Annotated in this window: 18 protein-coding genes; 9 read left to right on the top strand and 9 right to left on the bottom strand. The window is 43.9% G+C overall.

What is annotated here, in order from left to right; translation table 11 throughout:
- Nucleotides 1–5: 5 nt before the first annotated feature.
- Nucleotides 6–3,770, bottom strand: a complete 3,765-nt coding sequence (locus FS373_RS21455) for a nitrate reductase subunit alpha (protein ID WP_152830556.1) — start codon at nt 3,768–3,770, stop codon at nt 6–8.
- A 131-nt stretch (nt 3,771–3,901) separates the two neighbouring features.
- Entirely contained in the window at nt 3,902–5,506 is a 1,605-nt protein-coding gene (locus FS373_RS21450; protein WP_152830555.1) for an MFS transporter, read from the bottom strand.
- 376 nt (nt 5,507–5,882) lie between these two features.
- On the opposite strand from FS373_RS21450, the gene FS373_RS21445 reads away from it, so the two are divergent.
- Together FS373_RS21445 and narL are read left to right on the top strand one after the other, a co-directional pair.
- Nucleotides 5,883–7,628, top strand: a complete 1,746-nt coding sequence (locus FS373_RS21445; protein ID WP_144044692.1) for a histidine kinase — start codon at nt 5,883–5,885, stop codon at nt 7,626–7,628.
- A 19-nt stretch (nt 7,629–7,647) separates the two neighbouring features.
- A complete protein-coding gene (gene narL, locus FS373_RS21440; RefSeq protein WP_152830554.1) occupies nt 7,648–8,289 on the top strand; it encodes a two-component system response regulator NarL in 642 nt (213 codons plus the stop codon).
- A gap of 238 nt (nt 8,290–8,527) precedes the next feature.
- Here narL and FS373_RS21435 read toward each other — a convergent pair whose 3' ends face one another.
- From FS373_RS21435 to FS373_RS21420, 4 genes are all read right to left on the bottom strand, one after another.
- Entirely contained in the window at nt 8,528–8,905 is a 378-nt protein-coding gene (locus FS373_RS21435) for a GFA family protein (RefSeq protein ID WP_144044690.1), read from the bottom strand.
- A gap of 151 nt (nt 8,906–9,056) precedes the next feature.
- Complete coding sequence (locus FS373_RS21430) at nt 9,057–9,698, bottom strand: hypothetical protein (RefSeq protein ID WP_152830553.1); 642 nt, start codon at nt 9,696–9,698, stop codon at nt 9,057–9,059.
- A gap of 198 nt (nt 9,699–9,896) precedes the next feature.
- Nucleotides 9,897–10,391 carry a peptidylprolyl isomerase gene (locus tag FS373_RS21425; protein ID WP_152830552.1) on the bottom strand — a complete coding sequence of 165 codons (495 nt, stop codon included), beginning with the start codon at nt 10,389–10,391 and terminating at the stop codon, nt 9,897–9,899.
- 119 nt (nt 10,392–10,510) lie between these two features.
- Nucleotides 10,511–11,341, bottom strand: coding sequence for an isocitrate lyase/PEP mutase family protein (locus FS373_RS21420; protein ID WP_227993114.1), 831 nt, complete (start codon nt 11,339–11,341; stop codon nt 10,511–10,513).
- 280 nt (nt 11,342–11,621) lie between these two features.
- On the opposite strand from FS373_RS21420, the gene FS373_RS21415 reads away from it, so the two are divergent.
- Nucleotides 11,622–13,028 carry a M28 family peptidase gene (locus tag FS373_RS21415; protein ID WP_152830655.1) on the top strand — a complete coding sequence of 469 codons (1,407 nt, stop codon included), beginning with the start codon at nt 11,622–11,624 and terminating at the stop codon, nt 13,026–13,028.
- Between the two features lie 246 nt (nt 13,029–13,274).
- A complete protein-coding gene (locus tag FS373_RS21410) occupies nt 13,275–14,180 on the top strand; it encodes a substrate-binding periplasmic protein (RefSeq protein WP_152830551.1) in 906 nt (301 codons plus the stop codon).
- A gap of 96 nt (nt 14,181–14,276) precedes the next feature.
- On the opposite strand, the gene soxR is transcribed toward FS373_RS21410, so the two are convergent.
- Entirely contained in the window at nt 14,277–14,750 is a 474-nt protein-coding gene (soxR, locus tag FS373_RS21405; protein WP_227993111.1) for a redox-sensitive transcriptional activator SoxR, read from the bottom strand.
- Between the two features lie 85 nt (nt 14,751–14,835).
- Between soxR and FS373_RS21400 the strand changes: the two genes are divergently transcribed.
- Nucleotides 14,836–15,249 (top strand): VOC family protein, encoded by a 414-nt coding sequence (locus tag FS373_RS21400; RefSeq protein ID WP_144044686.1) that lies wholly within the window; start codon nt 14,836–14,838, stop codon nt 15,247–15,249.
- Between the two features lie 325 nt (nt 15,250–15,574).
- On the top strand, nt 15,575–16,129 hold the full coding sequence (locus FS373_RS21395) for a DUF2799 domain-containing protein (RefSeq protein ID WP_144044685.1): 555 nt from the start codon (nt 15,575–15,577) through the stop codon (nt 16,127–16,129).
- Between the two features lie 96 nt (nt 16,130–16,225).
- Here the strand turns inward: FS373_RS21395 and FS373_RS21390 are convergent, their stop codons facing one another.
- Nucleotides 16,226–16,942, bottom strand: a complete 717-nt coding sequence (locus tag FS373_RS21390; protein WP_144044684.1) for a glutamine amidotransferase-related protein — start codon at nt 16,940–16,942, stop codon at nt 16,226–16,228.
- A gap of 100 nt (nt 16,943–17,042) precedes the next feature.
- Here FS373_RS21390 and FS373_RS21385 point away from each other — a divergent pair, with 100 nt between their 5' ends.
- Together FS373_RS21385 and FS373_RS21380 are read left to right on the top strand one after the other, a co-directional pair.
- Nucleotides 17,043–17,852: an AraC family transcriptional regulator gene (locus FS373_RS21385; protein WP_144044683.1), complete on the top strand. Its 810-nt coding sequence runs from the start codon at nt 17,043–17,045 to the stop codon at nt 17,850–17,852.
- A 101-nt stretch (nt 17,853–17,953) separates the two neighbouring features.
- On the top strand, nt 17,954–18,205 hold the full coding sequence (locus FS373_RS21380; protein WP_144044682.1) for a DUF2999 family protein: 252 nt from the start codon (nt 17,954–17,956) through the stop codon (nt 18,203–18,205).
- A gap of 567 nt (nt 18,206–18,772) precedes the next feature.
- On the opposite strand, the gene FS373_RS21375 is transcribed toward FS373_RS21380, so the two are convergent.
- Complete coding sequence (locus FS373_RS21375; protein WP_144044681.1) at nt 18,773–19,750, bottom strand: transposase; 978 nt, start codon at nt 19,748–19,750, stop codon at nt 18,773–18,775.
- Nucleotides 19,751–19,903: 153 nt separating this feature from the next.
- Here FS373_RS21375 and FS373_RS21370 point away from each other — a divergent pair, with 153 nt between their 5' ends.
- Nucleotides 19,904–20,569: an SDR family NAD(P)-dependent oxidoreductase gene (locus tag FS373_RS21370; RefSeq protein ID WP_144044680.1), complete on the top strand. Its 666-nt coding sequence runs from the start codon at nt 19,904–19,906 to the stop codon at nt 20,567–20,569.
- Nucleotides 20,570–20,632 lie beyond the last annotated feature (63 nt).

Genomic DNA, 20,632 nt, shown 5'->3' with positions numbered 1-20,632 from the left:
ACTCCTTAAGCTTCATCTGGGTTAGTTGGTAACGGACGCGGCAGATCATCAGTATTAGAACCCTCTAACCAATCAACTTTATCCATCTTTCTAACCACCACCATCTCGTCGCGGTTACAACCAACCGTTCCGTAATAATTGAAGCCCCAAGATTGCTGTGCATATCCACCTATCATGTGAGTAGGTTTCATCACAATACGAGTCACTGAGTTATGGTGACCACCACGAGTACCGGTCATCTCACTACCAGGTACATTCATAATACGCTCTTGAGCATGGTACATCATGGTCATGCCTTGGTTCACACGTTGTGAAACAACAACACGACAAGCGAGTGCACCGTTGGCATTGAATACTTCAACCCAATCGTTATCCACAATACCCGCATCTTTCGCATCAACCTCGCTCATCCAGATGATTGGCCCCCCACGAGAAAGTGTCAACATCAACAAGTTGTCAGAGTAAGTACTATGAATGCCCCACTTCTGATGAGGTGTGATCCAGTTAAGTACAATCTCTTTATTGCCGTTTTGCTTAGTGTTTTTAACAAGCTCAATAGTCTTAGTATCGATAGGAGGGCGGTAAGAGACGAACTGCTCACCAAATGCCTGCATCCACTTATGATCTTGATAGAACTGCTGACGACCAGTAATGGTTCTCCATGGCACCAATTCATGAACGTTGGTGTAACCAGCGGTATAACTCACATGTTCATCTTCCAGACCAGACCAGGTTGGAGAAGAGATGATCTTACGTGGCTGAGCTTGTAAATCACGGAAGCGGATCTTCTCTTCCTGCTTAGATTTAGCAAGGTGGGTATGGTCAATACCAGTGAATTCACCAAGTGCAGCCCAAGCTTTAACAGCAACGTTACCATTAGTCTCCGGTGCTAAAGTTAAGATGACTTCACAGGCATCGATAGCAGACTCAATGATTGGACGACCTTCACTGATACCTTCATCGGTATTACGATGGTTAAGATCACCGAGCAACATGATCTCATCATCTGTGTTCCAGCTTATTCCCTTGCCACCGTTACCTAGCTCATCCAGCGCCGGGCCAAATGAGGTAAACTTCTTGTAAGTATTTGGATAGTCACGTTCAACGACAACCATATTCGGCGCCGTCAGACCTGGAATCAGATCACACTCACCCTTCTTCCAATCTTTAACGTCAAATGGTTGGGCAAGCTCACCAGGTGTGTCATGCAGCATAGGTACTGTGACAAAGTCAGTCTCTGTACCTAAGTGTCCAACACAGACTTCTGAGAATGCCTTTGCGATACCTTTATAAATATCGAAATCAGATTTAGCTTCCCATGCTGGGTCAACCGCAGTCGATAGTGGGTGAATGAATGGGTGCATATCTGATGTGTTCAGATCATCTTTCTCATACCAACAAGCCGTCGGAAGAATAATATCTGAATACATACAGGTCGATGACATACGGAAATCAAGGGTTACAACCAAATCTAACTTACCAGTAGCCCCCTCTTCGACCCACTCAACTTCCTCAGGCTTGAATTTATCCTTCTTACCAACGTCCTCATTCATCACACCATTTTTGGTACCAAGCAGGTACTTAAGCATGTATTCATGCCCCTTGCCCGATGAACCAAGTAAGTTTGAACGCCAGATAAACATGTTACGCGGAAAGTTCTCTGGAGCATCTGGAGCCTCACAAGCAAACTTAAGCTCGCCAGACTTTAATTGCCCAATGGCATAATCTTTAGGAGACATGCCTGCAGCTGCCGCATCTTTCGTCAACTGAAGTGGATTTCTATTTAACTGAGGAGCTGATGGTAACCACCCCATACGCTCAGCTTTGATGTTGTAATCAAGCATATGTTCGGAGAACTGGGTCTTATCAGCTAGGGGCGATAAGACCTCATGAACACTGACTTTCTCATGACGCCACTGTGAAGAGTGGTTATAGAAGAAAGAAGTACCATTCATCTGGCGTGGAGGACGTGACCAATCTAAACCAAACGCTAATGGTTGCCAACCGGTCTGTGGACGAAGTTTTTCCTGGCCAACATAATGTGACCAACCACCACCAGACTGACCCACACAACCACACATCATTACCATGTTAATAAGGCCACGGTAGTTCATATCCATGTGATACCAATGGTTCATTGCCGCACCAACAATAATCATTGCCTTACCGTGAGTCTTATCAGCAGTATCAGCAAATTCACGTGCAACCTTGATTACTTTATCACGGGATACGCCTGTTATCTTCTCCTGCCATGCCGGAGTGCCTGGAACGTCTTGATCATAGCTAGAAGCAACATTCTCGCCACCCAATCCACGATCAAGACCATAGTTGGCCATCATCAAATCGTATACGGTTGCAACAATAAGCTCTTCACCTGAAGCCGTTGTGACTTTCTTGCTTGGAACATTACGAACCTGCACTAACGCTTGATCACATGCAACCCAATGCTTATTAGCATCGTCGCCAGCAAAGTGCGGGAAAGAAACCGCTGACACATCACCACCGATCAAAGAAAGTTGCAGCTTGGTATCTTTACCCTCTTTACCTTCACGCTCTTGAATGTTCCACTTTCCTTTCTCGCCCCAACGGTAACCGATGGATCCAGTAGGAGAAACAAACTCATCTGAGTTCTCATCAATCGCAATAGTTTTCCACTCAGGATTATTTTCCTGACCTAAATTATCAACTAGATCTGACGCACGTAGGAAACGAGTCGTCTTAAGTGAGTCATTATCATGCTTGTCAAGTACGACAAGCATGGGGAAGTCAGTGTATTGACGTACATAATCGGTAAAATACTCACTTGGATTATCTAAGTGGAACTCACGCAGAATAACATGACCAAATGCCATTCCCAGTGCAGCATCCGTACCTTGCTTAGGGTTTAACCACTCATCGGTCAGTTTAGAAACCTCAGCGTAATCGGGTGTAATTGAAACAGTTTTTGCACCTTTATAGCGAACCTCCGTGAAAAAATGAGCATCTGGTGTACGCGTCTGAGGGACATTAGAACCCCAGGCAATAATGTAGTTAGAATTATACCAATCAGCAGATTCTGGTACGTCAGTTTGCTCACCCCACGTCATTGGCGATGATGGCGGAAGATCGCAATACCAATCATAGAAACTTAAGCACACACCACCGATAAGTGAAAGATAACGAGAACCGGCAGCGTAAGAGACCATAGACATTGCTGGAATGGGTGAGAACCCCACTACACGATCTGGACCAAATGTTTTAGTCGTATAGACATTCGCTGCGGCAATAATTTCATTCACTTCATCCCAGCTTGAACGAATAAATCCCCCCATCCCCCGCTTAGATTTATAGGAATCAGTCTTAGCTTTATCTTCAACAATAGAAGCCCAGGCATTCACTGGATCTTGATTTATACGCGCCTTGCGCCACAGTTTAAGAAGCGGCTTACGTACTTTAGGGTACTTTAATCGGTTGGCACTATAGAGGTACCAAGAGTAACTTGCCCCACGAGGACAGCCACGAGGCTCATGATTAGGCAGATCTGGGCGTGTTCTTGGGTAATCAGTTTGCTGAGTTTCCCAGGTAACAAGACCATTTTTAACATAAATCTTCCAGGAACAAGAACCTGTACAGTTAACACCATGGGTCGAACGCACGATCTTGTCATGTTGCCAACGTTGCCGGTAACTATTTTCCCATTCGCGATTTTCACTGGTGGTATCACCGTGCCCATCACTAAACTCGCCTGTTTTCTTCTTTAAGAATTGTAAGCGATCCAGAAAATTACTCATCTATTTACTCCGTTTAACGATGACTGATAGTCCAGATTAGCGTCATCTAATCACTAAACACCGGTCATCGATATTGTTATCACCCATGGTTTTATCGGGGAGTCACTCCCCCGTAAAATATTCCACACATGTTAAGGATTTTTATGCTCAGCCCCAGGGCGAAGATAGAACCACCAGTTAATGACGATGCAGACCACGTAGAATATTGCGAATCCGTACAAGGCATTTTCAGGTGTAGTTAACTTAATTTGCTCACCGAGTTCTTGGGGAATGATGAACGCACCATAGGCAGCAATGGCGGAAGTCCAACCCAGTACAGGTCCAGCCTGCTCTTTGTTAAATACCATAGAGATGGTACGGAAGGTTGAACCATTACCGATCCCTGTGGCTGCAAACAGCACAAGGAAAAGTATTAAGAAGGGAATGAAAAAATCTTGAGGCGTCGCAGAAGCGTATGCAGCCTTCATAAAGTAAGCAACACCCACAGCACTTGCAACCATCACTATCGCACAGATCTGAGTCACTTTAGCGCCCCCCATCTTATCTGCAATCCACCCGCCCACAGGACGAATAAGTGCACCAATAAAGGGGCCCATCCAAGCATACATCAGAGCACTTGGACCATAGGGGTTGATGAGATCGTGGTTCATCACTCCGTCGACCATCACATGCTCATAACCAAAAATCACTTTGATAGACAGACCAAAACCTGCAGAGAATCCGATAAATGAACCGAACGTCATCGTATAGATAACACTCATTACCCAGGTATGGCGGTTACCAAAAATCTTGTATTGATGATTAAGGCTCTGTTTTACCTGACCAGGAATGAGCTTCAAGAGGAAAACAGTCAGTGCAATAATAATGGGTAATACAAGCCACTTGCTCAATTCAAAGCCTGAACCACCGACCTTCTCCGGTAACATTAACCACAGGCCGAAGATCGACGTTAAAAAACCGATAGCCAACATGCCTGAGATGATGCCAAATGATCGCGTTGTACCAGGTAGTTCAGGTGTGACGTGAGACGTTTTAATATTATTCATCCCCATCCAACCAACAACGGCGAGTGGGACCAAGAATAGCAACCAGATATAACCGGCATTATGGATCCACGCATCACTACCTGCTGGAATTTTACCAATCAAGGTTCCGGAGGTGTTGATCAACTGCATCGGCTCACCACCGAACAGACCGAAAGTCATAAATAGCGGCACTAAGATCTGCATGGTCGTCACACCTAAGTTACCCAACCCCGCATTCAAGCCAAGTGCCAAACCTTGTTTCTTCTTAGGAAAAAAGAAGCTGATATTTGACATAGATGAGGCGAAGTTACCGCCACCAAAACCCGATAACAAAGCGAGTAACTGGAAAATCCAAAGTGGCGTATTCATATCTTGCAGCGCAATGCCAGTTCCAATGGCAGGAACCATCAGGAGTGCCGTGGTAAACACAATCGTATTGCGCCCACCACATAGACGAATAAAGAAACTACTTGGTATTCGCAGTGTTGCCCCGGTCAAACCAGCAACAGCCATCAAGGTAAACAGTTCAGATGTGGCAAATGGAAAACCTAAATTCAACATCTGAATAGTAATGATGCCCCAATACATCCAAACAGCAAAACCACACAACAAACTTGGGATCGAGATCCAAAGGTTGCGATTAGCCACCTTCTTCCCTTCACGCTCCCAAAATGTGGGGTCCTCAACGTCCCATTTATTTATATCCGACATTATTTCCTCCAATAATTACAAGACGATCTTGATTCCTAGGCCAATATAAAGGGGGCTATATAGCCATTGATGTCATATCGACATCCTTCATGGAATATTTTGAAATCGACATAAAAATATCACTGGAAGAAAACAGCAAGTTGATCTAAATCATAGTTTTCATTGGTTACTTGAGGCCGTATAATTAACACTACTACCAAAGTATTAGCACCGAAAACAAATTAAGTTGCTGTAATATATTGATTAAAAATCATTGATGTGTACTTAAGATTTGAAAGAGAAAAATATGAACTATTAAGTGGTATAAAGATTAATTACACATTTCCCCTGCGAAATGTTACTAATCACTTATCCAATAGATGGGTGGCTTAAAAAGATGCAACAGGCTGCATTAAACTGTAATTCAGATCACACGCTTAATAAAAAATCTTCACTCGTTTCTAGTGCTCGCCTATATACGGCAATTATCATTACATCCTGCCTATTGAGTATGTTCGCATCTATTGTTGTTACAGACGATCTTCGTGGCGATGCAGAACATATTAATCGTGTCGGTTCATTAAGAATGCAAGTTATCAAGATGTCCCGAACCTCCCTTTCAGACCAGAGTAATGGCACAAACCTATTACGGAATGAAATGAGGGTATTTGATACAAAAATAAATGATATCTTATTTTATTTAACCAATAGTACCATCGGCAATCCGGAAACAATTAATCAACATACACGGGTTATTGCTCAATGGAATAATATTAAAGACAATACTTCTCAGATTGAACTAACTGAATATGATCAATTTGTTGAGACAATTGATCAGCTTGTTAGCCTGTTACAAACGGAGTCTGAGAAGAAACTAATGTTGTTAAGTATCATTCAGGGCTTTGACGTATTAATGATCCTGCTGATATCCATCTTTGTTTTTATTAAGTTAAACAACTCACTCATCAGTCCACTTAAACAGTTAGTCAATATTGCATCAGAGATAGGCAAAGGCAATTTTGATCTAAAAGTGGCTCAAATTGAAAATAATGAGCTTGGGGTGCTATCTCACACCATTCACCAGATGGCTGACCAACTTTCTGATACTCATAAAGAATATGAACGTCGAGTTGAGCTAAAGACCAGGCAGCTTACTCATAGTAACTTATCCTTAAAGGTACTATACACAGCCGCAAAAGGTCTGGCTAACTATGAATATCGAAAAATAAACCCACAGATAATCGATGAACTTGAGCACATTATCAATAATGGAACGATCTCCATTGCGCTCACTGAACACCACATTGACAATCTTATAGAGTACAGAGTGAACGGGAGAAAAACTAAACATAAGGATATGAATATAAGGCAATTTGTTTTGAAGAAACAGGGCCATTTCTTTGGAGATATTATCTGGCAATACCCTAAGAAGAGTGAACCTGAATCATGGCAAATTCAACTTTTACAAGCGATGGCGGACATTGTCGCTACAGCGATTGAATTGGAACAGAAAAAGATCACCGAAAATAGGCTACTGATTTCAGAGGAACGTGCCGTAATAGCAAGAGAGTTACATGACTCTTTGGCGCAGTCACTGTCCTTTTTAAAGGTGAAAATGAGTCTATTAACAAGACAGATAGAAAAAAAAGTAGCTGAAGATCAAGTAAACAGCACCATCCATGAGATCAAAAGTGGTCTTAATAGTGCCTATATACAACTAAGGGAATTGTTGACCACCTTTAGGTTGAGGTTAGACGACCCCTCTATTGAAAGTAGCCTAAAAGGCACTGTTGCTGAGTTCACAGAAAAGTGTCAACACCCAATCCAATTTACTTTAGATCTCCCGCAGCATTCACTCACTGCTAATAGAGAGATCCACCTACTGCAAATCATCAGAGAGGGGTTATCTAACATACACCGCCACGCCAAAGCCTCGAACGCGGGCGTTAAATTAGTAAAAGCCAATGGTAAGATTCTGCTTGAGATCTGGGACAACGGCATTGGACTACCAGAGAATATCGAGCAGATAGGCCATTTCGGTTTAGGTATTATGAAAGAACGTGCTAAGTCACTCGGTGCCGATATTCACATGTTATCTAATCTCCAAGCGGGTACCATAATTTCCCTAACCTTTGATATATAACGATTAAGTAAGAGTAAAAATGACCAAAGCTACTATATTGCTCGTCGACGACCACCCTACACTACGTCAAGGGTTAGCCCAACTTCTCTCACTCGAAGATGATCTTGAGGTAATTGCACAAGCCAGTTCTGGTGATACAGCAATTAGCCTCGCGATTAAGCATAAGCCAAATCTGATTTTGTTAGATCTCAATATGAAAGGTTTAACTGGTATCGAAACTCTCATCTCTCTTAGAGGTGCGGGAGTAGAAAGTAAAATAGTTATATTTACTGTATCAGACAATAAATGCGATGTACTACAGGCTATTCGATTTAATACCGATGGTTATTTGCTAAAAGACTCAGAACCGGAAGAGTTGATTGATAAATTAAGACAAGCATTAGCAGGCGATTTTGTTATCAGTGCACCGCTGACTCAGATCCTGGCGCGTAGCCTAAGAAAAGATAATAAACAGAGCGAGCCCTTAGACAAGTTGACCCCAAGAGAGTTACAAAACCTAAAACTTATCGCATCAGGAAAGAGCAATAAATACATCGCTAATAAGCTCGATATCACAGAATCAACGGTGAAAGTACATGTCAAAAACCTTCTGAAAAAGCTGGGTTTTAAAACTCGTATCGAGGCTGCACTATGGGCTGTAGAGCATAAAGTTAGTCATTAACTTCACATAAGAGGAAGCATGATTATTATGTAGGCAATCAATATAGGACATCTACAATGAATAAAATACCAGTCGCACTAAGAGCACCTAGGTAAGGTGCAGATAATTAGCTGCGCTTATCTCACGTGTTGAGCGACACTCTCGTTCCACAATCAAGATGTCCGATTCTATTAGACCGAATATAGTGGTGTGGATGGCTAATCACCTTACACATCGACATCTAGCTTTCATGGTGATATTAATCTAAATACTTCCAGCTATCTGCGCCATCGAAATGCCTTACCTTGATATCTTTCATCTGAGCGATAGGGGCCATGCGAAAATTAATGCCATATTTAGCATCAGGGACTTTATCCGTCGTTACATAATGGGTCAAGCAACCACAGTTTTGGCAGTGATGAAACTCGATATACTCCTCTCCCCATCGATAAGCCTGAGTGGCCGGCACACTCGTTCCCGCAATATCTGTGATAAACGAGAGTTGAACTTGGTCCGGCGTATAGTAACCCCATAGTGAACCATAACGATTACAGGTGGAGCAGTTGCAGGAAGTGAGTGATTCAGGGGAGTGAGTCACTGTGATTTTCACATTGCCGCAATGACAGCTTAATTCCATTTTTAGTTCCAGTGCTTTGAAAGGTTAGCACTGTAAACTAAAGCAAGTCGTCGCTCTCCACAATAGTATTACTTTCAAAACTGAGCTTATAAGAAAGCCACGGCTTTGCAGCAGAAAACCCCAAAACTAAGAGATTTGGGGTTTATAAATATTATAAACGTGTGATTTTAGGCGTTAAAAAGTCATCTTTACCTAAGGTCAGCTGACCCTTTTGACTATCATCTTTGCTCTGCCACTGAGTCCAAGCTTCAGCCTGAGCCTCATCAACATTAGTTTTATAGTCCTTATACCAGACAGAGACCTGCTCAGTTTGGTCTACGAGTTTCAGCTCCTCTAACCATGAATCGAATTCAGGGTTTTGTGGACTAAACTCAGGATTAAATTTCCCATCAAGCTCAGCCTTGATAGGACGAAGCTGGAAACCATTGCCATAAACAAAGCGCAGCAAAACATAGTAGCGCTTACCAGCTTCGACATCTGCATTTAAGAAAGTTGCAACCGATGGCAGTGTTGTATGGGACATAAACAGATGATGGCCAGGCTCAACGTTTTGCACCATCATAGTTTTAGAGCCTAACATGCCATAAAAGGTCTTATCCTCGCCTTTTACATCATATAGGCCAACCAAAAATGCACCGCTTATGCTATTAGCGGGGTTTAAGAATATGATCTGTGCCTTGTCGGCTTGTGGGAGTTCAATAACTTGTTGAGTAGAAGGTGTGATGAATGGTTTACCTGCACAACCGCTTAAACTCATGATCGCGATTAGCGTTATCAACTTCAAGTATTTCATTGGGTTTCCTTGTTATGAAATGTATTCCCTCATAAGTCGTCTGAGCATATGAGAGATGGCGCGAATATTAGCGAGCAAAAACACACAACTCAATAACATTTACACCACATTAAACAATAGGAATCAGAATTACATTCCATCCAACTGATTTATAACGATTACTTTCCATTTCAGCAAGATAAACGCCTAGCGCTTACCCTAAGTATTAATCGTGACCTTCTCGACAATAATAGGCTCGCGCGGCACATCGTCATGCCCCATCTTCGACGTGGTTCTGGCCTTCTCTATCTTTCTTACCACATCCATGCCAGCAGTGACTACGCCAAATACCGCATAACCCCAGCCAGAATTAGTGGTACCAGTGTGATCGAGAAAATCATTATTACCAAGATTGATAAAGAATTGACCCGTTGCAGAATGAGGCGAATCGGTACGCGCCATGGCTAAGGTGCCTTTAACATTTTTTAAGCCTCGATTGGCTTCATTGACAATTGCTGCACGAGTGGGCTTTTCATCCATATCCACTGTAAAACCACCACCTTGGATCATAAATCCCTTGATCACCCGATGAAAAATGGTTCCGTCATAGAAACCGTCCTCACAGTATTTCAAGAAGTTCTTCGAGCTCACTGGCGCAGTTTCCATATCGAGTTCAATCTCAATATCGCCAAAATTGGTGGTAAAAATAATCATGATAAGTCGCTTTGATAGAAAAAATAATAAAGACAAAGTATACCCTGAAACCACAGAAAGGGCTTGAATCCACAGTTTTATCTTCCATGATTTAACTCGCCACTCCTTTAAGCACAAATTTACCTTGCACACATAACCAAGGTATTCATTTCATTATAATTCAGTAATTCACACTGCTCAGTATTCTTACAAGAGACCTCAGATACTTTCGATGTACGTTTCAAAGTCGAGTATGCATCGAGGAAACTCCCTGGCCCGACACTAAATCTGGTAACCCCAAATTTAAGCAGAGTATCGGCTCGCTTTGAAACAGCTAAGTGATCACCAGCCAACATAAAGTTCAAAGGCAAATCCAGATTGTTAGCTAAACGGGTAGCAGCCTTGTCTGAATCTAGTCCGGGAATAAAACCGCAATTAGCACCAGCGGCCTGATAACGAGTTAAACGGGCCTCGGTCATGGTTAGCGCCTCTTGGTTATCGGCCAGCCCTCGTAGAAAGACATCGGTTCTGGCATTGATAAATACCTGCCCACAAGATGCAGATGCCCGTATCGCTGTTATTTTCGCCACCAGCAATTCAGGCGTTTTATCGCCATCTTCTATGTTGATACCGACCACGCCTAATCTCACTAGCTCAGTCACTAAGGACGCCACATCTGCAGGCTTGTCACTATAGCCATCCTCTATATCGACGGTCACAGGAAGCTGGCTCACTCGCATGATATTTGCGACAGCAAGCAGCAATGCATCGACGGGTAGCTCACCGCCATCGGCATAACCTAATGACCAGGCTAATGAGGCGCTACTGGTCGCCAATGCCTTAGCCCCCGACGCTTGCACCACTGCCGCGCTGGCAGCATCCCAAACATTGACGAGCATCAGAGGTGATGACTGTGAATGTAACTTGCGAAAAGTATCCAGGTGAGATTCAAACATGTTCGTTAATTCCATTACTTGTGCTCCATGACAACTCTGTGCCAGCCGCTAGTTTAGTGACACGCAGTCTAGCAATAGACTTGCCCTTATCCTCGCGGGAAACGGAACTCAACACAGATTGATCTAGTATTCCTGTTAATCTCGGCATGATTTACTGGCTAAACCTGGATAACTAGCAAGACATATCGACTAACAATTCCTCGGCTTAACCCTGCCATTTATGAGCTGTTTTTTGATAGAGTAAGAAGCAGAATAATAATAAATCGAGGTTTCCATGCCCACCCAGACTCCCTTTATGAATCGCCACTCATTCACAGCTAAACGCATTGTTTCCGTGCTGCTAGTGACTGGTACACTCGCCTGTGTATTATTCGCCACCAGCAGTCGTGCGCAGAGTACGGCGCCAACTGTGGCGCCTTCTCAGGAAGATATGCGCCTCTATGATATTGCCACGGCGCCAAGCGCCGACAGGCTGCGCAGTGATGTCGAGAAGTTGGTGAACTTCGGCACCCGCCACACCTTGTCAGAGACAGAGTCTGATACCCAGGGCGTAGGCGCGGCCAGACGTTGGATTAAAAATGAGTTTGAACGCATATCCGCTGACTGCGGCGGCTGTCTGGAGGTGATAACTTTATCCGATACCGTCACTGGCAAACGTATCCCTCATGCTACTGAAGTCGTCAATGTCATTGCCATCCAGCGCGGTACGCTCGAGCCTAAGCGCGTGGTGATGATGAGCGGCGATATCGATTCTCGCGTCACAGATGTGATGGACTCAACCTCTATATCACCCGGTGCCAACGATAATGCATCCGGTGTTGCCGGAGCCATCGAAGCCGCCCGGGTACTGTCTAAATATCAGTTTGCAGGCACTATTATCTATGCCGCGCTATCTGGCGAAGAACAAGGCCTCTATGGCGGCGCAGCGCTTGCTCAATACGCCAAAGATCAGCACTGGCAGGTACAAGCGGTACTAAACAACGACATGATAGGTAACATCGAAGGCATCAATGGCGTCATCAACAACCACACGGTACGGGTTTTCTCTGAAGGGGTTCGCATCGCCGAAACTGCCGAAGAAGCCAAGCAGCGTTATTTCAGCGGCGGCGAAAACGACTCGGCATCCCGCAACCTGGCGCGCAAGATAAAAACCTTGGCCGACCAATACATGACGAATCTCGATGTGATGATGGTTTATCGTTTAGATCGCTTCGGCCGCGGCGGCCATCACCTCCCCTTTAACAAGGCAGGCTTTCCCGCCGTACGCATCATGGAAACCAACGAGAATTACAACCGTCAGCACCAAGATATTCGTGTCGAGAACGGCATAGCCTACGGCGATGTGATTGAAGGGGTGGATTTCGACTTCAATGCCAAGCTCACCGCGCTTAACGCCATCAGCCTGGCATCAATGGCCTGGGCTCCAGCACCACCAGCTTCTGTCACCATAGAAGGGAAAGTCTCCGCCAGCACCACCTTAAAATGGCAGCATAATACTGAGCAAAATAATGTCATCGGTTACCGCGTCTATTGGCGGCTCACTACCGAGTCTGAATGGAAGCACAGTCGATATGTCGGCAAGGTGAATTCATTCAAATTAGAAAACATGGTCATAGATAACTACTTATACGGCGTCGCTAGCGTAAGTGCTAACGGCAACACCAGCCCGGTGGTCTTCCCCGGCGCAGCAGGCGCTTTTTAAGCTGAATATATGTTGGTGATTGGGCTCTCTAATTAAGTGCCTAGTCACCTTTTTCCTTTCTGCTTACGCCAGCTCATAAATTCCCCATCGATTACACTAAAGCTAACCAAACAAGCTAAACCAACTAAACCAACTAAACCAACTAAACTTGAGACTAGTGAATTTCGTTTGATATTGATTGCGAAATAATTTCAATCGGTATAACCCGCTGCTCAGTGGGTCATCGATATTGGGAGCAAAGCGTGTATGAATCAAATTATGATTAAGCATCAAAATGACTCTCAATATATAACCTCATTCGTTTCATTTTTGCCTAAGCATACCTGCCAGTTGTTGGCGCTACTAATATCAATAATAAGCCTAGGGAGCATGGAGAGGGTTTATGCCGACAGCTTAGTCGCCCTAGATCCGCTCATGGAAAGCGAACCAGCCACCATGCGGATCTGTTATGAAGATAAAACCCATTTTCCCTTCACAACTAAGGAGAGCATCAGCGATAGCAATACCCTTGGTTTACGCGGCACCTTGGCGGACCTAATTATGACATCCGCACACACTTCAAGCCTGCCTATACAACTCGTTAGGCTACCTTGGAAACGCTGTATTCAACATCTAGCCCAAGGGAAAACCGATGCTATTTTTGCGGCTATATGGACACAAGAAAGAGAGACTTGGGGGGTATTCCCTAAGCTAAATGGCAATATCAATTTAGATCAACGTTTATGGCGGGGCAGATATCGTGTATTTACCCATAAACACTCGAATCTTAAATGGAGCAACGGACAATTTTCAGGACTGAAATTAGGTGTAGCTGCGCCATTAGGTTATATCGCCCATGAGAAACTGTCTAAGTTAGGGACATTACCCGCCAACAACTTAACGCCGAGTGAAGGGTTTATCCTACTCGCCAAAGGAAGGCTCGATGGCTATGTGATTGAGACATACATAGGGAAAAACATGATTAAACAGCTGAACTTAACCGATGAGCTCACTGCATTAAAGGAAGATTTTATGCACGTAAATTGGTATATGCCTGTGTCTCACCAGTGGTACCGGCAACATCCAGAACTTACGCTAAAATTTTGGCAAACATTAGCTGAAGTGAGAGAGGAGCAAGGTGACGCAATTTTCAATAGCTATATCAATCCGTAGCATCTCATTATCCACTCAGCGCTTGTATCAATCTCCTTTACCTAAGCAGGCAAAGATAAAATGCTTAGCGGCCGACGAATGCGTTTATTTACAGCTTTACTGCTGCAAAAAAACGGCGCCAGGACCTTTGTTCGCGGCTTCATCGCCAGGATTACGCAACTTACAAGACTTAATGGATAAACACCCACAGCCTATGCAAGTATCGAGTTGATCTCTGAGTTGAGTAAGTCGATCGATTCGCGCTTGTAATTGCTTGCGCCAACTCAATGACATTTGCTGCCACTGCGCCGTAGAAAGGGACTTATGTTTTGGTAGTTTAGCAAATACCTCTGCAATCTCGTTTAACGATATCCCTAATCGTTGCGCCGACTTAACAACAGCAATTCGTCTCAATACATTACCGTGATAACGGCGTTGATTGCCCGAATTTCTTGCACTGTGAATAAGTCCCTTCTCTTCATAGAAATGAACCGTTTGTACACTTACACCTGCACGTTTTGCCACTTTTCCAACACTTAACTCAGTCGGGGTCACAGAATCCATCGCCGAACTGATAGATTTCGAATTCATAAAAAAACACTTTACCTATAGTTAACCATAGGTTTTACACTCATCGAAATAGTAAATCAAGCGAAGACTAATGTAAGGGACAAACATGAAGGTTCAACAAAAGGCACCAGCGCTAACAGGCATAGATCATCTCCATTTGTACGTGGAAAACAAGCAAGCAGCTCTTGAGTGGTATAAGAATATATTAGGTTTTAGCCCAGTCGACACGCTAGCTGACTGGAATACCGAATCGGGTCCGCTCACTATCGAAGATGCCAGCGGTATTATTCATCTTGCCTTATTCACCCGTGATATCCAGCCTCCCGTTACCTCAATTGCCTTTAAAACCAGTGGTGAACAGTTTCTACTCTGGCTAATCCATTTTGCACACCAAAAGATAAAATTAAGAGTCGCCGATCACCAAGTCTCTTGGTCAATATACTTCAAAGATCCCGACGGAAACATGCATGAAATAACCACTAGCGAACATAAATTCGTTACCGATAACATCAAACAATAATCCTCACAAAGATAACGTTAAATATTTAGCAAGATAACAATATAGGGGCCACCTATTTTCTCCCTAAATCCTGCTTCCACTATTACCAGCATATTAATCAGTACAGCGGCCCGTTAGCGCTCGGTTAAACTCGAACGAAAAACCAATAAAAATACAACCAAACCCGATCAAAAGAAAAACCAAATAAAAACATAAAGACATAAAAACTAAAGAGGTCACTCTATAAAACTGGAAAATTGATACATTTGTAAATAAATGCAGAAACAAAAGGTTTCACGCTGATACCTCTGCTAAATTACCGCCCTATATTCGATGGGGAGAAATCATGAAATTTAAAATACTGGCAGTAATAACAGCCTTAAGCCTGACTCAATGTACAAGTATGAATATGGAGCAATGCCAACTTGCAGATTGGTATTCCATAGGTATGAGTGACGGTAATAACGGCGCAGTGTCTTATACCGTCAATGACTATATCAAAGACTGTAATGAGTTCGGTTTAGCCGTGAATAGCGAAAAGTGGACTGCAGGCTATCAAGCCGGGCTTAAGAACTACTGCCAGACAGAAAATGGTTACAAGCTGGGATTACAAGGGGCTTACTACAATGGTGTTTGCTCCAATAATGAATTCCTAAAAAGATATAATGAAGGCCATCGCAAATACGAGATAAAACAGCGGATCTCAAGTATTGAATCGAGACTGAAAGGTATCAATCATGAAATAACCAGCCTGAATAAAAAAATTAATGCAGGCCAAGAGGTCGCTAATAACAAAGAAGACAAAAAGAGCCTGAAACGAGAAGAAAATAAGTTAGAAAAAGAGCTAATGCTACTGCGTATCGGTGCTGCAGATATACTCCCGATCCAATTCATCTTCTAAGCCTTAATCCTAATCCCTAAACCAGGGCTCTAAACTAGGCCCACCATCTACCCCTAAATTAAGTAGTCCTCTAAATAGGCCCCTAATGTCAGAATCTTACAGTGTCTGCCTATAGTTATCGATTAGGTCATCAAGGAAAGAAAACAACAATGTGTTCATACTTGTAGTATCAGTTGCAAGCAGGACTTCCCTGCTCTGAACCCAAGGCTCACTCGCCACCAGACTTGTATCTAACGCTGAGTTAACTAGCCCTTGCATACTTTCCTTGGTGAACTCTAGGTGACACTGAAAGCCGTAGACAAGTTCTGAATACTCAACAATTTGCCGGGGACAGCCAATACTCGATGCCAGTACCTTAGTCGATGGCAAGATTCCCGGCATGTCATTGTGCCAATGGCCAACAACTTCTTGGTGCTTAAAGTGTTTGAGTTTGGAATGACTCTGCCCTATGTCTGTAAGCATGATAGGAAAATAGCCAATTTCGGTAGACGGACTAAGTTCAAATTTGGCCCCTAGCGCTTCACCTATCAATTGCGCCCCCAGACAAACACCAAGAATCGCCTTACCAGCTTCAATACACCGGCTGATAAGACTTATTTCGTTGTTTGCATTGAAATAAGAACACGTTTCTACTGATGTTGACGGAGATTGAGGCCCGCCAAGGATAACCAGTAAATCGAAATCAAGCAGGTTTGGTAATTCATCCCCCAGATATAACCGGGTACTGGTCTGTTTAAAACCTCTGCCCGATATCCACTGAGTAAAAGCCCCGGGACCTTCATAGGATTCGTGAATAATAAAATGAACATGCATTGCTATACCCCTCAAATTTGTCGAATGAAGCATAATGCTATCGAAAAGAGGCGTGTCTTAACCTATCCTATAAGCCATAAAGCATCGATAAGTCGCCACCATGAATAAAAAGTTAGCCAATGAACAAATCAGCGCATCTAGCACTAGCCAAGTCATAGCTAAGACTATCCATATGCCCGCTAATTTTGTTGATGACTGGCATACACACATCTGGCATCAGATCATTTTTCCAGTCACTGGGCTACTGCAATCTGATATTGGCAAGAGCAGCTTTATCGTTCCACACAATGCCATACTCTTTGTTCCGGCAAATACCCCACATAAATCAGTCGCCGTGACTCAAACACGGTTCTTATCCCTCTACTTAAACCCGAGCCATTCAGCCATGGGGCAAAACATGAAATTTCTGAATGAGCCAAAATCTTGCTTAGTGACACCGTTTCTAAAAGAACTGATCCTGCTCTTGATACAAGGCGATAAAGCCACACAGACAGAAGAGATGACAGCACATCTGCTTTTAGTCCTCAATGATCAGCTAGTGCTAGCAAACAGTTATCAGATCCCCCTATTAATCCCAGATGACCGAAGACTAAAAACGATATTTTCTCAGCTAAAGCAACAGCCAGATTTACAACTCACCTTATCTGATTGGGCGAGAAGGGTCGGAGCATCAGAAAGAACACTATCCAGGCTGTGCGCCAAGGAGTTCAATCAATCCTTTTCACTATGGAGGCAGAATGTCCGGCTAGTGCTGGCGCTGCAACTGTTAGAAAGCAAACAATCAATCAACAGCATCGCCCTGGATCTAGGCTACCAATCAGATTCAGCCTTTATCCATGCGTTTAAAGGCTTATTCAATCAAACACCCACCCAATACCGAAAAGAGTATCGAAAGAACGCCCTCGCCTAGCGTGCTCACTGAAAACTAAGCTGGTACATTTATTTTTTCACAGCCCCGATGAGTGATAGAATCGATGCCTGTTTAACTTAAAAATCATACAAGGTAGTGCAATGAATCCCATTCTTGCGATCTTAAAAGAGCACAATGTTAGCGACGCACAGATCAAAGACCTGTTCCAGACTCTGACCGAAAACCCTATGGCTGCTATGGCCACAATCGGCCAGTTAGGTATCCCACCAGAGAAGCTACAACAGCTCATGGGGCTAGTCATGCAGAACCCTGCCCTGATAAAAGAAGCCGTTGTTGAACTAGGCCTGGATTTCTCGAAAGTTGAAGCCGCAAAAGCACAACTACAGAAGTAGGCCCACACAGCTAAAAACACTTCTTTAAAAATAAGGCCAGCCACAATTAATCCAAAGAATTGTGGACGGCCTTATCTTTTTGTCACCGGCTCAATTTGCTACATAACTCCCAGCACCATTAATCTCCGTCACCCCTTTAATAATCAACAAACTGGCTCAAAACTAACTAGGCAAACTAACTAAGCAAACTAACTAAGCAAACTAACTAAGCAAACTAACTAAGCAAACTAACTAAGCAAACTAACTAAGCCACCCATTATAAATCAACAACATACCTACCAAACCCCTGATTATTAATACTCAGCTAAGCGACAAAGTTAACTCAGCCTGTTATAGGGCTATACAGAAACTAACTAGGCCATCCATTATTAATCAACAACATATCTATCGAATCCATGATTATCAATACTCAGCTAAGCGACAAAGTTAACTCAGCCTGTTATAGGGCTATACAGAGTTGGTTATCCATAAAGTTGGTCGCTTTAAGAGGGGGGAGGTGAATTAAATGCAGGACTACCCAACCCATTAAATGAATAGGTTAGTTGGAATAAGGAATGATTGAACGTATCAGCTTGCTTGTAAATACTGACAACATTGAGAGAAATGCCGTCGTCGCTTCTCTAAGTGTTCACAGTAGCTCGTTAGCTCCTGCAAGGTGCCTACAGGCCCATGGAATAGCTTACCAAAATCAGCAGTGAGTTTTATCCAGTTATCACTGGGAATATTGAGTCGTGTCAGTATTCTTGCTGCATTGACTGAAATTTCACCTCGCTTATCATCACGAAGTATACGGCCCGTTTCATCAACTAGATCTAAGTAGTCTTTAAGGTCAAAGTTGATACCTTTAGCTTGCTGCTCATGCTCATTGCCAATAAAAGATAATAGTTTTACCGGTTGCTTCCCCTTCAAGGCCGCCTTAACTCTTAGCTGAAGGCTGGTATAATCAGAATTTTCTGGTGTTTGAGCTACCTTCGCACGGATAGGGTTCAGTTCAACATAAGCCATACACGCTAAAACGGCCGCTTCATCGAGTAAAGCTTGGCTTTTAAACCTTCCCTCCCAGAAATGCCCGGTGCAGTTATCTTCATCGTTGGCTTTCCTAGCTATGGGTTCATTGAGACAACGCATGAACCAGCTAATATCACTGAGACGTGAGCGATAAGTGGCAATGAGATGTTTTAACTGAGCCACTTGGTACTCATCAATAACCTCTCCTTTAGCGAACTTCTGTGTAATCTCTGTACCCTTGAAACATTTATGCCACTGTTCAACCACCTCTCTATCGGACCAGGTATTGACCGTCTCTAAATCAATATACAGCACTAAATGCAGATGATTACTCATCACGGCATAGGCAGCCACATCAATAGCAAACACCTCTGTCAATTTGAGGAGCTGCGTTTCTACCCAACCCCGACGATGGTCATAGTTTTTGCCTGTATATTTGTCGTCTCCGCAGAGATGGGCGCGGCGGACTACGCGACTACAGCAGTGATAGTAAGGTGTGTCTTCGAGACTAATTTGAGTACTTCGAGGGCAGGGCATAATAATCTCCAGCTTAAACTCTTCATTAAGCTTAGTAAGAAGAGTAACTGTATGCCATTAACTATGGGTGGCCTGATTTATTGATTGCACTCAGATGCGAATCTCATGCATATTTGGAAACTGACGCAGTCTTTTTTGACCTTAAGGAATTTCATGATTTTAATTACTGGTGCCAGCAGTGGCTTAGGGGCCGCGCTGGCAAATATATATGGCAACGAGGGGCGTTCGCTATTGCTCACCGGGCGTAATGAGCAACGCCTTGCCCAAGTGGTGAGCACTATTTCCGGTGAGGTCACCACCATCTCCGCTGACTTGTGCCAATCCCGGGAAATATCGGCGCTGCTAGACTCACTGCCACAGGCCCCAGATACCGTGATCCATTGCGCTGGCAGTGGTTATTTCGGTGCAATCGAACAGCAACAGCCAGACTCGATCGGTGAACTGATCCACAACAACCTGACGGCGACGATCTTGTTGCTGCGGGAGTTGGTGAAGCGCTATCGCAATGACAAGATCAGTGTCGTTGTAGTGATGTCGACGGCGGCCCAGGTCGCCAAAGCCGGCGAGTCCACCTATTGCGCAGTCAAATGGGCGATACGGGGACTGGTCGAGTCTCTGCGCCTGGAGCTCAAAGGTAGCCCGATGAAGTTGATCGCCGTCTACCCCGGGGGCATGGCCACTGATTTCTGGAAAACCAGTGGCAAGGAGCTCGATACCTCGGGGTTTATGACCGCCCAGGAGGCCGCCATCATGTTAAAACAGGCTCTGGTCAGCACAGATCATGGTTATGTGTCAGATATTACGATCAATCGAGCCTAGTTGCTCATCTGCACAGCGCTTTGCCTGACATCTTGCCGACTCTAAGTAGGATGACTTGGGTAG

The organism is Shewanella sp. YLB-07 (assembly GCF_009377275.1).
This window is presented reverse-complemented; position numbering and strand designations above follow the sequence as displayed.

Bases quoted from the DNA above. Each gene is read 5' to 3' on its own strand.
- FS373_RS21455 (WP_152830556.1), bottom strand. From the start codon at position 3,770: ATGAGTAATTTTCTGGATCGCTTACAATTCTTAAAGAAGAAAACAGGC.
- FS373_RS21450 (WP_152830555.1), bottom strand. From the start codon at position 5,506: ATGTCGGATATAAATAAATGGGACGTTGAGGACCCCACATTTTGGGAG.
- FS373_RS21445 (WP_144044692.1), top strand. From the start codon at position 5,883: ATGCAACAGGCTGCATTAAACTGTAATTCAGATCACACGCTTAATAAA.
- narL (WP_152830554.1), top strand. From the start codon at position 7,648: ATGACCAAAGCTACTATATTGCTCGTCGACGACCACCCTACACTACGT.
- FS373_RS21435 (WP_144044690.1), bottom strand. From the start codon at position 8,905: ATGGAATTAAGCTGTCATTGCGGCAATGTGAAAATCACAGTGACTCAC.
- FS373_RS21430 (WP_152830553.1), bottom strand. From the start codon at position 9,698: ATGAAATACTTGAAGTTGATAACGCTAATCGCGATCATGAGTTTAAGC.
- FS373_RS21425 (WP_152830552.1), bottom strand. From the start codon at position 10,391: ATGATTATTTTTACCACCAATTTTGGCGATATTGAGATTGAACTCGAT.
- FS373_RS21420 (WP_227993114.1), bottom strand. From the start codon at position 11,341: ATGGAATTAACGAACATGTTTGAATCTCACCTGGATACTTTTCGCAAG.
- FS373_RS21415 (WP_152830655.1), top strand. From the start codon at position 11,622: ATGAATCGCCACTCATTCACAGCTAAACGCATTGTTTCCGTGCTGCTA.
- FS373_RS21410 (WP_152830551.1), top strand. From the start codon at position 13,275: ATGAATCAAATTATGATTAAGCATCAAAATGACTCTCAATATATAACC.
- soxR (WP_227993111.1), bottom strand. From the start codon at position 14,750: ATGAATTCGAAATCTATCAGTTCGGCGATGGATTCTGTGACCCCGACT.
- FS373_RS21400 (WP_144044686.1), top strand. From the start codon at position 14,836: ATGAAGGTTCAACAAAAGGCACCAGCGCTAACAGGCATAGATCATCTC.
- FS373_RS21395 (WP_144044685.1), top strand. From the start codon at position 15,575: ATGAAATTTAAAATACTGGCAGTAATAACAGCCTTAAGCCTGACTCAA.
- FS373_RS21390 (WP_144044684.1), bottom strand. From the start codon at position 16,942: ATGCATGTTCATTTTATTATTCACGAATCCTATGAAGGTCCCGGGGCT.
- FS373_RS21385 (WP_144044683.1), top strand. From the start codon at position 17,043: ATGAATAAAAAGTTAGCCAATGAACAAATCAGCGCATCTAGCACTAGC.
- FS373_RS21380 (WP_144044682.1), top strand. From the start codon at position 17,954: ATGAATCCCATTCTTGCGATCTTAAAAGAGCACAATGTTAGCGACGCA.
- FS373_RS21375 (WP_144044681.1), bottom strand. From the start codon at position 19,750: ATGCCCTGCCCTCGAAGTACTCAAATTAGTCTCGAAGACACACCTTAC.
- FS373_RS21370 (WP_144044680.1), top strand. From the start codon at position 19,904: ATGATTTTAATTACTGGTGCCAGCAGTGGCTTAGGGGCCGCGCTGGCA.